This window comes from Chryseobacterium gleum, from assembly GCF_900636535.1.
GTDB classification, from domain to species: Bacteria; Bacteroidota; Bacteroidia; order Flavobacteriales; family Weeksellaceae; genus Chryseobacterium; species Chryseobacterium gleum.
Genome location: NZ_LR134289.1, coordinates 722,400 through 735,962 on the forward strand (window position 1 = coordinate 722,400; position 13,563 = coordinate 735,962).

Annotated in this window: 9 protein-coding genes and 1 pseudogene; 8 read left to right on the top strand and 2 right to left on the bottom strand. The window is 38.4% G+C overall.

The features are described 5' to 3' along the window. Positions 1–2 precede the first annotated feature (2 nt). Together bioA and EL165_RS03315 are read left to right on the top strand one after the other, a co-directional pair. Positions 3–1,295 carry an adenosylmethionine--8-amino-7-oxononanoate transaminase gene (gene bioA, locus EL165_RS03310; RefSeq protein ID WP_002979485.1) on the top strand — a complete coding sequence of 431 codons (1,293 nt, stop codon included), beginning with the start codon at positions 3–5 and terminating at the stop codon, positions 1,293–1,295. 744 nt (positions 1,296–2,039) lie between these two features. After that, positions 2,040–3,752 carry an RICIN domain-containing protein gene (locus EL165_RS03315; protein ID WP_002979483.1) on the top strand — a complete coding sequence of 571 codons (1,713 nt, stop codon included), beginning with the start codon at positions 2,040–2,042 and terminating at the stop codon, positions 3,750–3,752. Positions 3,753–3,951: 199 nt separating this feature from the next. On the opposite strand, the gene EL165_RS03320 is transcribed toward EL165_RS03315, so the two are convergent. Beyond that, positions 3,952–4,266, bottom strand: a complete 315-nt coding sequence (locus EL165_RS03320; RefSeq protein WP_002979481.1) for a winged helix-turn-helix transcriptional regulator — start codon at positions 4,264–4,266, stop codon at positions 3,952–3,954. 92 nt (positions 4,267–4,358) lie between these two features. On the opposite strand from EL165_RS03320, the gene EL165_RS03325 reads away from it, so the two are divergent. Next, entirely contained in the window at positions 4,359–5,129 is a 771-nt protein-coding gene (locus tag EL165_RS03325; protein ID WP_002979479.1) for an MBL fold metallo-hydrolase, read from the top strand. An 80-nt stretch (positions 5,130–5,209) separates the two neighbouring features. Here the strand turns inward: EL165_RS03325 and EL165_RS03330 are convergent, their stop codons facing one another. After that, complete coding sequence (locus EL165_RS03330; RefSeq protein ID WP_228370524.1) at positions 5,210–6,415, bottom strand: CynX/NimT family MFS transporter; 1,206 nt, start codon at positions 6,413–6,415, stop codon at positions 5,210–5,212. Between the two features lie 71 nt (positions 6,416–6,486). Here EL165_RS03330 and EL165_RS03335 point away from each other — a divergent pair, with 71 nt between their 5' ends. The 5 genes and pseudogenes from EL165_RS03335 (at position 6,487) to EL165_RS03360 (ending at position 13,479) form a co-directional block, all read left to right on the top strand. Further along, entirely contained in the window at positions 6,487–7,269 is a 783-nt protein-coding gene (locus tag EL165_RS03335; RefSeq protein WP_002979476.1) for an AraC family transcriptional regulator, read from the top strand. A gap of 571 nt (positions 7,270–7,840) precedes the next feature. Beyond that, a complete protein-coding gene (locus tag EL165_RS03340) occupies positions 7,841–9,091 on the top strand; it encodes a site-specific integrase (RefSeq protein WP_002979474.1) in 1,251 nt (416 codons plus the stop codon). Positions 9,092–9,742: 651 nt separating this feature from the next. Beyond that, a complete protein-coding gene (locus EL165_RS03350; protein ID WP_002979472.1) occupies positions 9,743–10,135 on the top strand; it encodes a single-stranded DNA-binding protein in 393 nt (130 codons plus the stop codon). 45 nt (positions 10,136–10,180) lie between these two features. After that, positions 10,181–11,101, top strand: a pseudogene (locus EL165_RS03355) (DUF932 domain-containing protein); the annotation flags it as partial. Positions 11,102–11,670: 569 nt separating this feature from the next. Next, a complete protein-coding gene (locus EL165_RS03360) occupies positions 11,671–13,479 on the top strand; it encodes a reverse transcriptase/maturase family protein (protein WP_002979465.1) in 1,809 nt (602 codons plus the stop codon). Positions 13,480–13,563: the final 84 nt, after the last annotated feature.

Consider the following 13,563-nt stretch of genomic DNA (forward strand, 5'->3'; position numbering starts at 1 on the left):
ATATGAATACATTAACCAAAGAAATCAGCCTGCAGGAGAGAGATAAAGCGGTCAACTGGCACCCTTATACCCAGATGAAAACGGCTGAAGATGCCATTCCCATTGTAAAAGGGAAAGGGATTTATCTTTATGATAACGAAGGAAAAAAATATCTGGATGTTGTTTCATCATGGTGGGTAACGTTGCACGGTCATTCACATCCTTATATTGCCCAACGTGTATTTGAACAGTTAAATACACTGGAGCAGGTTATTTTTGCAGGCTTCACTCATGAACCAGCCGTGAAGCTTTCAGAAAATTTACTGAATCTTCTTCCATCTGGTCAGGAAAAAGTTTTTTATTCTGATAACGGATCTACAGCGGTAGAAGTAGCCTTGAAAATGTGTATTCAATATGCATATAATAAAGGACAAAAGAAAACAAAGATTTTAGCTTTTAAAAATGCTTATCACGGAGATACCTTCGGAGCCATGTCTGTAAGCGGTAAAAGTTTCTGGACAAGACCTTTTGAAAGCATGCTGTTTGAAGTTGTTTTCATTGATACACCCAATGCAGAAAATCTTGAAAGTCTTCGATCACAAATTAAAGAGTTGGCCGATGAAGTAGCATGTTTTATTTATGAACCATTGGTTCAAGGGGCAGCCGGAATGTTGATGTATAAAGCTGAAGATCTCAGCCAGATGATGAAATTCTGCAGAGAAGAAGGTATTCTGATGATTCAGGATGAAGTTTTTACAGGATTCGGAAGGACAGGAAAACTTTTCGCAGCAGATTATCTTACAGAAAAACCGGATATCATGTGCTTTTCAAAAGGGCTTACCGGTGGAACGATGCCTATGGGAATCACGACCTGTTCTAATGACATCTATGAGGCATTTCTTTCTGAAGACCGTTATAAAACCTTATTCCACGGGCATTCGTTTACAGCCAATCCTTTAGCCTGTACAGCGGCTCTTGCCAGTATGGAATTGCTACTTACAAATGAAACTCAAATGAATATCAACCGCATTACTCATCAACATTCAGAGTTTGTAAAAGCACTTGCTTTACATCCTTGTGTAGAAAAGGTTAGACAGATCGGGACTATTTTAGCGTTCGATTTCAAAACCGGGAATGGGACTTCTTATTTCAATGAAATAGGGAAGAAGCTCTACAATGAATTCTTACAGAGAGGGATTATTATGAGGCCGCTGGGAAATGTCATTTATCTGGTTCCCCCATATTGTATTACATCCGAAGAATTGGAATTTGTCTATCAGAATATTACGGAAGTTCTGGATCAGTTTAAACAATAAGCGGTCCCTTCCGGTAATAATTATTTTTAATTTTTTAAATGTACCTTATAGGTTTTCAAACCTATAAGGTTTTAATGTATTAAAGGACAAGAGTTATTCACATATTAAATCTACTATAAGTCTTGCTGTCACCTTTATTGAAATCCAAATTCTGTTTAAAACATATTTTTGTTACAACTTTAATATTCAGCATCAGTAAATCCCGTTATTTGTGCAAACTTTTTGAGCTTAAAATGGAAAATTTCAGTATAAAAACAATCACTTTCTTCTTTTTCTCATAAGTATCTAAACGAAAATTTATGATAAGGTTCTTTTTATTTTCTTTATTATAAAAACATTATGACTATTTGTTAATTATTTTATTTATGATATTGATTTTTTAATATAAATTTCATTAAAATATTGCTTTATATTTAATAATATGATTATTTTTATCATAAACTAACAATCGTAATCAGCGATAATTTGGATTTTCACAATATCACACCTATACATGTGGAAAATCCGGAAAAAGAAGAAAGTCTTTCAGTCTGAAACGGAATAGAAACGGTTCCATTTTTCTGCTAAATCTGAAAGCAAAACAAAGTAACGAAGACCAACTCATAATTCTGTTGAGCAGAGTTACATTATTGCAACATTACTTTACTATCCAAACATCTGAAACTCCTACGTAAAATAGCGAGTCGGAAAATTGATGGCTAAAAGTAAAACTGAGAAATCACCTTTAATATTAATATTTAAACTATGAAAACAAACAAAATGTGGCTACTTGCCTTACTGTTAATCATTCTTTCCAGCTGTTCTACGATGGATGAAAAAAATTTACTCGAAGAACCTGAAGCTAATCTAAGTGCTACTGCAAGAGCATTCGCGGCAACACCCATGCTGCATGTGGGAGGCAGATACCTCCAGGATCCGTGTGGCAATAATGTTCTCTTACATGGTGTTGCCATAACACCCAGTCCATGGTTTAACGGATGTCAGTATGGTGCCAATTCAGGTTATTGTACCTGGGACAATTACAATGTCCAGGGAGCTCTGAACTATAACAAGGCTGTCATGACCAAGCTCAGCAATACTGCTGATGGCTGGTATCTCAACTACATCCGCCTTCACATTGATCCGTATTGGACCAATGATCCCGGGCCGGCTATCCCAGAGAACGATATCTCAAGATTCAATTATAACCGCCTGGTTACGTATACAGATCAGGTGATTATTCCATTGATCAATCATGCCCGCAGCCTGGGAATGTATGTTATCCTGCGTCCGCCGGGTGTATGTCCGAACCGTATTGCCGTGAACGATGCGTATCACAGCTATCTTAAAACTGTATGGACCTTTTTGTCACAGCATCCGGGCTTAAAGAATGCTGACAACGTGATGTTCGAATTAGCCAATGAGCCTGTTGAGATCCTTGGAACAAACGGCACATGGGGCTCTACAGGAAACGAGCACTTTGCAGCGCTCAAAAACTTCTTCCAGCCTTTAGTGAATATTATCCGTAACAACGGAGCCAATAATGTTTGCTGGATACCGGGTACAGGATGGCAATCGCATTATCAGGGTTATGTCAATAACCAGATCACAGGAGGGAATATTGGCTACGCTGTTCACATTTATCCGGGTTACTGGGGTGGTGTCAACAACTATCAATCTTTTCAAAATGCATGGAATATCAATGTTAAACCAATCGCTGACATTGCACCGATCGCCATTACAGAAACCGACTGGGCACCTCAGGGATATGGTACCTTCGGGGTTGCAACAACCGGTACTGCAGGCGGAAGCGGATTTGGCGCAAACTTAAAATATATTGTGGATCAGTCGGGCAATGTGAGCTGGAACCTCCTTGCCCCTGATGATCTGCTTCACAAAGGAGATCCTAATGCCGGAACAGCCTTCAATAACGACTGGGAGGCGTGTGCTGCCCCAAGCAAACAGTGGTTCCAGCAATATGCATCTTCCAATTATCCTGTTGGAAACTGTAACACAACCAGCAGTTTGGTCAATAATGGTATTTATGAGATTGAATTTCAGACCGATGCGAACAAAGTACTTGATTTAAAGTCAGGTGAGGATGCCAACGGCGCAGTGCTAAGACCATGGACAAGAAATGGTGCCAACGCACAGCGATGGGTTGCTATTGATGCGGGAAATGGTTACTGGCGTTTTGTATCCAAAGCGAGTGCATCTAACCGTTGTATTGACCTGACAAGTAACAGCAATACATTGGGGACATCAATCAGGCTTTGGCAGAACTATGGTAATGATGCGCAGGCATGGCAGGTAGTGGCTGTCTCCAATGGCTATTACAAAATCCTGTCAAAAGTTGATGCTACCCGTGGCTGGGATATTCCGAACTGTACGATGGACGGTAATTCTAACTTACAGCTTTGGGATTATTATGGTACCTCATGTCAACTGTTCAAATTCAAATTTATAGGAATGAACTAACCATTACAAAGACATCAATACATGTGATTTTATTTTCTAAATCTTTATATTATTTCGCGGTAAGTATTACTTATCGCGATTTTTTTAGCAAAAAGCAAAGCTTTACTATAAAGAAACTCATTCAGTATCTTGTCATTTCTCCTGACGGAATACCGTTTAGCCTCAGATCACATATAAATTAACAACACAATAAACAGCTTTATCTCAATCCGTCTCCCCATGAATGAAGTTCAGAAAGAATAGGCCCCAGCTTTTGACCTTTTTCTGTCAGTCTATAATAAACTTCCGGTGGGAAATTATACACTTCGGTTCTTTCAATAATAAGATCTTTTTCCAGCTGTTTCAACTGTTCTGCCAGTACTTTCTTGGAAACTCTGGGCATATTCCGCCAAAGCTCTACGAAACGTACCTGATCTTCCTCAAAGAGGTTTTGCAGAATCAGCGGTTTCCATTTACCCGAAAGGACATCCAGGCTTCGTCTTAATCCGCAGTTTTTAAATTCTTCAAAATTCATAAGTCAATTGAATATTTATAGTTAACCTTTTGGTAACCTTCGATTGTTTTACCGTAACCAGGTAATACCTTTGTTCAACAAAAATACCCAAAATGAAATTACAATTATGGCGCAATGCAACATTGCAACTGAATATTGATGGAGTTTCTATCCTTGTAGATCCCATGCTCGGAGATAAAGGCTCCAGAGGAAAAATGCCAATGACAGAGAGCGAATTACTGAACCCTCTGGTAAACCTGCCTTTTAATAAAGAAGAATTAATAAAAAAATTAGAAAGCGTAGATGCGGTTGCCGTAACCCATCTTCATCCTGATCATTGGGACGCTGCTGCTATTGAACTTCTTGATAAAAATATTCCGGTTATCTGCCCGGATGTTATTTCAAAACAGATTGCAGAACAAGGATTCACAAACATTATTGCTGTAAGTAATGATCCGGTTCAATTCAAAAATATTGAGATATCAACCACCAAAGGAAAGCATGGAACCGGAGAAATCGGAGAAAAAATGGGAATCGTGAATGGTTTTGTATTTAAAACAGACAATAAATCAGTATACATCGCAGGAGATACTATCTGGTACGATGAAATTGCTCAGGAAATCGATAAGCATCAGCCACAACACATTATTGTAGCAGGAGGCGCCGCTACTTTTTCCATAGGAGATCCTATTATTATGATCAGTGAAGATATCTTAAAAGTCTGTGAATATGCGCCGGAGTCTATTGTTTGGGTAACGCATCTGGAAACTTTAAGTCATTGCAGGGAAAACAGAAAATTTATTAAAGAGAAAATCAATGAAAACAGACTGGAGGAGAGATGTTTTGTACTTGATGACGGTGAAGAGGCTGAATTAAAATTTTAATTAATAAAACTGTTTAAAGAAGCAAAAAATAAAGGATAGAAGGCAATGATTAATTACCTTCTATCCTTTAAACTTATGTCTTAATCTTCTACATATTTATTTCTCGCAGCCTTCATCCCAAAATAGAGCATTAACAATACTGCCGAACTCAATAAATAAAACGAACTATTCCAGGAAATATCCCAGTCATGCAGTTTACCAAATAACGGAGGCCCAAAAGCAGCAATCAGATATCCTACCGACTGTGCCATCCCTGATATTTTAACCGCATTGATGCTGCTTTTCGTTCTCGTGGAAAAGAACAGAATGGATAAACTGAAAGACAATCCATTGGAAATCCCTATGATCACTGCATTTAAGTAAATCCATTGAGACTTCAGGAAGACAAACATCATCGTACTTCCGAACATCAGAGTGCAGATAAAAAGGATCATAGCTCTCTGGTCTTTCATTTTACTGGCAATAATCGGACAACAGAACGTTACGGGAATCATCGTAATCTGAATCACAAAAAACACCCAGCCTGAACTTTCGCCCTGCATATGAAAATCAGCAAGAAATGAAGGCAGCCAGGCTACCAGACAGTAATAAAATAAAGACTGCAGTCCCATAAAAATACTGATATTCCATGCCTGAGCAGATCTGAACATATTAAAATCTGAAGTACTGAGCGCCGTTTTGGGCTGATCAGGATTTCTTTTATTGAATATGAATTCCAATGATAAAACCATAAAACCCAATGCCGCAATCACCAGCCATATTCCCAGGGAACCTTTCCATCCGAATCCTGTCCATTCTCCGATTTTCACGCTAAATCCTGAAGCCAGAGCTGCTGTAAGATTCATCGATACAGCAAAAATGCCTGTCATGAGACCAATCTGCTTTGGGAAATTGTTTTTAACATATCCGGGAGTAACTACATTACCAATGCATATTCCCAAGCCAATGAATAGAGAACCTAAAAATAAAAGCCAAAGAGATCCGCTTATTCTTAAAAATAAACCAAAGCTTAAAATAATCAGAGAATACATCAGCAGTTTACTGATTCCGAACTTATTGGAAAATCTACTGACAAGTACAGAACAGGCAGCAAACATAAAAAGTGGAATAGAAGTCAGTAAACTCACCTGAAAATTGTCCAGATGCAAGGCATCTCTTACTTCTCCCAACACAGGCGCAACTGCAACAATTGGGGAGCGGAGATTGCTGGAAATCAATATAACTACCAGAACATTAATGATCAATAAAACATACGAATCATTCTTTTTTACTTCATTCTTCATCATAACTAAAACTTTTGTGCAAAATTAGTATAGTAATTTTGTTTAACTTTGCCAAAGTTTTAACCTGAAACGACATGAACACAAACGACAGTATAAAAATTGATGAACTGAAGAAGCCTTATTTCGTCTGGTTTGAAGAAAACTGGGTTCATGATGATGTTTTTCATCACCATCAGAAAGGACAGCTGGTCTATGTGGAAAGCGGCTTCCAGTATATCACTATTGAAGAAAAAATTTATCTTCTTCCGCAGAATCACGCTGTATGGATTCCTCCGAATGCTGTTCACAAAACTAATTCCCATTCTGAAAAAATTAAGCTGATGATAATGTTTGCAGATATCAGTACGGACAATCCTTTTTATCATGAGATCAGTGTATTTTCCGTTCCTCCGGTTTTAAAAGAAATGATTAAATATTCCGAGAAATGGTCAAAGCTGATGATTTCAGATTATAATGAAACCCTTTTTCTGAAAACATTGTTTAATGAACTCCCTCAGTTTGTAAAACATTCCCTGACCCTTCACATCTGTCTTCCAAAAGACAAGCGCCTTACCAAAGTCATAGAACATCTTCACAGCCATTACCTGAATGAAATCAAGATGGAAGATCTCAGTGATGCAGCTTTTCTTTCCTTCCGTACCCTGGAACGAATTTTCAAAAAAGAAACAGGACTTACTTTAAGCAAATACCAGCAGATGCTTCGTATCATTAAAAGTCTGGAATTGTTAAGTTCGGGAACGCTTACAATTTCAGAAACAGCCTATGAAGTAGGGTATAAGAGTGTTCAGGCATTCACCAGAAGCTTTCAGGCGGTGATGCAGTTCAGGCCAACAGATTTTATTAAGACCATTCAATAGTTCCTATTTTATAAAAAGCATCAATATTTAAAAAAGGGAATTATTAACATTGCAAAACTTCACGCATTCCTTTATTTAAAAGAAATCAGCTCTATTAAAAAAAGAAATATTTCACATTTCAATTATTTTTCCACTTCAATAGATAATATTCAATTATGATGCAATTGAAAATAAAAAGGTCTCCACGAATGGAGACCTTAAAAAAACACAAATGATGAAAAAAAATTATTTCGATTCACAAATATAAGCAAAAATTATATTATGCAAAACATTGTAAGCGCATTTTTTTTAAAAATTATTTATTTTATATAAAAAAGATTAATAAAAAGCAAAGATAGGCAAAACGGTTAACCCCGTTATTATACAATGCTTTATAAAAGTGTAGTCTTTTTTGAGAACTCTCTGTCCGATAGGTTTTGGGCTGGAAAATACAAAGTTAGGTTCCTAAATCGTTACCAATTCAGTCGGTAACTACCCAAATCTAACTGATTATATTTCAGTCTTTTGCACCCCTTTTTACGTTTCCTTGTAACTCAATGTAATTTAATTTTAAACATTAAACATTGTGGTTATGGAACAGACAAAAAGGTCAACGTTTAAATTGCTTTTCTACCTGAAAAAGAACGAACCAAAAAAGAATGGTAATGCTCCGATTATGGCACGTATTACCATTGACGGAGTGCCTAAAACTTTCGGAACAAAGTTAGAAATTAACGCTGATAATTGGGATTTAAAATTCGGTAGAGTTTTAGGCAAAAGTGCAGAAGCATTAAAAGTAAACAAGAAATTAGACAACATTCGAGGTCGTATTGATACGATTTATGAAGATATGCTCAAACACGAGGGCTTTGCCACTTCGCAGAAAGTGAAGCTCTCCTTTTTGGGTGTTGGTGTAATGGACGATGCTATCCTAAAAGTTTTCAACGACCAAAACGAACAATTTAAAAAATTGGTCGAAAAGGAAGAACGTTCAGAGGGTACTTACAATAAGTACATCACAGTTTACAATCATCTTTCCAACTTCATAGAGTTACGGTATCATCGTGACGATATGGCTTTTCGTGAATTGAATAACGATTTTATCCGTGAGTTTGATTTTTACCTCCGCTATGATTTACAGTTAAGCCATAATACTATTTGGGTGTACACAATGCCTGTTTTGGCTTTGGCGGAGTTAGCGATTAAAAAAGGGCTGATACGTGATTATCCTTTTGAGGATTACGAAATCAGTATGGAGGAAACCGACCGAGGTTACATATTGAAAGAGGACGTTGAGAAACTAATGCTTAGTAAGCCTCCGCACAAACGGTATGAAGTTGTAAAAGACCTGTTTATTTTCAGTTGTTTTACAGGGCTTGCGTATGCAGATATTAAGAAATTAAAAAGGAGCAATATACAATCATTCTTTGACGGGCATCAATGGATTATCAGCCGTAGAAAGAAATCAGACGTTGCTTCCAATGTTCGTCTAATGGATATTCCAAAACGTATCATTGAAAAGTATATCGGCACTACCCGTAATGAGTTTATATTCCCTATCCCAACCAATGCGACTTGTAATAAGCACGTCGCTAAGTTGATTGAAAATGCAGAAATTATTACGGAGCAAAAAGTAACTTTCCACACGGCAAGGCATACTTTCGGAACAATGTTTTTGACCGAGGGCGTACCTCTCGAAAGTCTTAGCAAAATGATGGGGCATAAAAATATATCTACTACACAAATTTATGCGAAGATTACCAGCCAAAAAATCAGTAAGGATATGGATTTGGTAACTCCGAAATTTAAAGCAATGGAAGAAGCATTTTTAATGGCTATCTAATTAAATTCATAAACATTTTTTTGAACAGAGCTTAACGGCTCTGTTTTTTTTTGCCTCAATTTTTTATACCCAAAGCACATTTACCACCCTTTCTAATCCCCTCGCAGTAAAAGAGCTTTCGGCTATATCTGAAACAGAAATTTGAAAAACGTCCCTCCGCTCATTCCACTTTTCGACATTTTTAAAATCCCTATCAGCGTGGCTTTGGAAGCCACCTAACTAAAAAAAACATTTATCAATTAAGGGAAATAGAAGTGTTATTTCAATTCAAGACAGACCATCTTCTAATGCAATTTTCTCGGCTTCCACATTTTTTTTATTCAAAGAAGCCTGTATGCACTATTGTCCCATTTCAAGAGCAAAGGTATTTCCGTGTTCTTAACGCCGCCAAAAGGTCAAGCAAGTTTGGAAAAAAATCTCCACCCGTTGGGTAGTATTTGTTTTCCAAAACCTTGTGTCGCCTAAACACGAACCTTTAATGCTCGTGAAACGAAACATAGCATACTCCGGCTCTTTGGACGAATAAAAAAAATGTCAGTTATGAAAATTATAAGCATTGAAAATGGTAATGAAACGAAACAGCACCTCCTCTCATTACCGAATAAATCAAAAAAAATTAAATCAAATATCAATCACTAAAAATCAGAAAAAATGAACATCACAGGCAGACTGACAAGAAATGCGGAAGTACGCACATTGTCGAACGAAAAACAGGTAGTAAACTTTTCCGTAGCGGTAAATGACGGCTACAAAAACAGACAGGGCGAATGGGTAGAGCAAACGGCTTACTTCGATTGTGCCTATTGGATTAGTGCAAACGTGGCAAGGCTACTGACAAAAGGCACTTTGGTAGAACTCACAGGACGTGTAAGCACAAGAGCGTGGACAGGCAAAGACGGAGAAGCGAGAGCAGGTTTGAATTTCCATACCTCACAAATCAAATTGCACGGCGGAGGAAACAGAGCCGAAACCGTACAGGCTACTGCACAATATGAAAACAACGGATTTACAGCAGAGGGAACAGAGGACGACCTACCATTCTAAAAATAAGTATTCAATCAATTTTTTAAACATCAAAATTTTATCAAAATGGCACACAATCTAAATTTCAACGAGAGAACAGGAAAGTACAGTTTCTTTACAGTACAGCAAAAAGCGTGGCACGGTTTGGGGCAACTCGTAGAGCAATATCCGACAAGCGAGGAAGCAATCAAACACGCAGGGTTAGATTACGAAGTTGTAAAATCCCCACTATTTACCAAAGGTTCGGGATTTATTGAAACTGCACAGGGTATTGAGTTAGGCAGTACCGAATTGGAAGTACCTAACTATTTCGCCAACATTCGCACCGATAATAATGCAGTATTGGGCGTAGTCGGGAAAGATTACCATATCGTACAAAACCGTGAAGCGTTCAATTTCTTTGATGCTATCGTAGGCGGTGGGGACGGTATTTTATACGAAACCGCAGGAGCATTGGGCAAAGGGGAACGCATTTTTATTACAGCCAAATTACCCGATTATATCCGTGTAGGTAATGGCGATGATGTTACAGAAAAATACATCTTCCTAACCACAAGCCACGACGGAAGCGGAAGTATTACCGCAGCGTTTACGCCTATCCGTATCGTATGCCAAAATACCTTAAACGCAAGTTTGCGGAATATGACAAATGTAGTGCGTATCAAACACACTTCGGGAGCAAAACAACGTATCGAGAACGCCCACAAGATTATGGGATTAGCCAACACGTTGAGCGACCAATTACAGGGCATTTTCAACGATTGGGCAAAGGTAAGGGTATCAGACCGAGAGGTTAAAAAGTTGATACAGTTAGCACTTTGCCCGAATAAAGAAACCCTTGATTTACTCCAAAAAGGTGCGGAAGATGAAGTTTCCACCGTGTTCAAAAATACCGTTAATGACGCTTTTGAATATGCAATGATGAGCGACACACAGCAAATGGAAACTACAAAGGGTACACTATTCGGAGCGTACAATGCTGTTACAGATGCGCCCGTACTGGATGTGCAATAAATATACCTGTAGCGAGGTATTAGGCGAGTGTTCTTTGAAGCCTATCATCAACCGACTTATCTGGAAGGGAAACTGGACAGGGAGTGTAGCATGTCGGTGAATCCAAAAAGTCAACCAGTTGTCAGGTTGCGACTGAATTGGGAAGATGAAATGAATAGATATGAGGATAAAATCGAATCTGATTGAATGATGATCCGAGTGGCAACGGCACTAGCATTGACGTAAGGCAACTAAAATCGTCACTCTGATAGTACCCACTTCTCGCCTGTTTGGAAGTAGGGCATGAACAGACTATCGGCACGACTACAATAAGTAGTAAAGGATAAGTCATATCCGACAATCTAATCGAGCTATGTTATTGCACTTCTAAACGGGGATTGACCTAAATCGGAAAGCCACTGGCGTGGCTATGAGAGCAGTCTCTGAATATCCGACATGGCAACGGAGCCTCCGTAGTAGTCCGAGCAGGGGAAAGCCCTGTACATGGCGAAGGGAGGCAGCTAATATTTTTAATACAAATAAAGGAAAATGTGAGAGACATTATGAGAAATCCAGAATCTGTATTAAACAGTCTATCGAAGCATAGTAGAATTTCAGGTTACAAATTTGAAAGGCTCTATCGCATTCTTTTCAATGTGGAAATGTACTACACTGCTTACCAAAAGATCTATGCTAAAGCAGGAAACATGACCAAAGGCTCAAATGATACCACAATTGACGGTATGAGCTTACAACGGATTGAAAAGCTAATTGATACTATCAGAGATGAAACGTATCAGCCCAATCCATCACGAAGGGTTTATATAGCCAAGAAAAATGGTCAGAAACGCCCTTTAGGTATTCCGTCTTTTGACGATAAATTGGTGCAGGAGGTTATTCGGATGATACTTGAAGCCATATTCGAGAAGCAGTTTGAATATAGCTCTCACGGTTTCAGACCTCAGAGGAGTTGCCATACTGCACTGGTACAGGTCAAAAAGACTTTTAGCGGCGCAGCATGGTTCATTGAAGGGGACATTAAAGGTTTCTTCGATAATATCAATCATGAGGTACTGCTGAACATCTTACGGGAACGGATAACAGATGACAGGTTCATCAGACTTATACGGAAGTTCCTTAATGCGGGATACATTGAAGATTGGGTCTATCACAGAACTTACAGTGGAACTCCACAAGGTGGTATTATAAGCCCCATACTGGCAAATATCTACCTTGATAAACTGGATAAGTACATGAAAGATTATGCTACAAGGTTCGACAAGGGAAAGAGGCGACAAATTACAAAGATTGCCAAGAATAATGTATACCGAAAATCCTATCTGCTCGGGAAATTGAAACTTGAAAAAGATGAAAATGAGAGAGTGCTCCTGAAAAAGGAGATTAGAATGCTTGAGATAAAAAGACTTTCTATCGAACGCTGCAACGAAATGGATGCAAACTACAGGCGATTGAAATATGTGAGGTACGCAGATGACTTTATAATAGGTGTCATCGGTTCAAAAGACGAATGCAAGCTCATTAAAGAGGATATTAAAAACTTCTTAAATGAAAAATTAAAGCTGTCTCTTTCAGACGAAAAGACACTGATTACCCATTCAAAGAAACCTGCAATATTCCTCGGTTATGAAATCACTGTCCAAAGGTCTGACTTGCGCATGAGAGACAAGAATGGCTTTTTAAAGAAAGCCCACAACAAACGAGTTATGCTAAGGGTGTCCCGTTCAACCATACTGAAAAAATTACTCTACTACCGTCGGGTACAGGTAAAATATCACAATGGTAAAGAAGTCTGGAAACCATTGCATAGAGGTTCACTTATAAATAACGATGACCTCGAAATCTTAACAAGATACAACTCTGAAGTACGGGGCTTTTACAATTACTATTCATTAGTGAACAATCTCAAACAGATTAATCACTTTGGTTATATCATGGAATACAGCCTGTACCGAACCTTTGCGGCCAAGTACAAGTCATCTGTACATAAAATCCTCAACAAATACATGCATGACAAGGACTTTACTGTATTCTATAAAAACAAAAAGGGCAAAACTCTCAAACGTGTATTCTATAACAAAGGTTTCAAAAGAAACACCGAAGCTATTAAAGACAACAAGGTGGATAACCACCCAGATGTATACTTCACAAGGTCTATTACAAGCTTGATTGACAGATTGAAAGCAGAGAAATGCGAGTTATGTGAGGCAAATGGACAATTGGAAATGCACCACATCAGGAAAATGAAAGATGTCGAGGGCAAGCAACCTTGGGAGTTGGTCATGATGGCAAGAAGAAGGAAAACACTGGCGGTCTGTCACGATTGCCATAGAAAAATCCACAACGGTGAATAGACTGCATATATTATGTGGAGAGCCGTATACAGCGAGAGTTGTACGTACGGTTCGGGGGAGAGTTCAGGGAAACCTACCGATAGT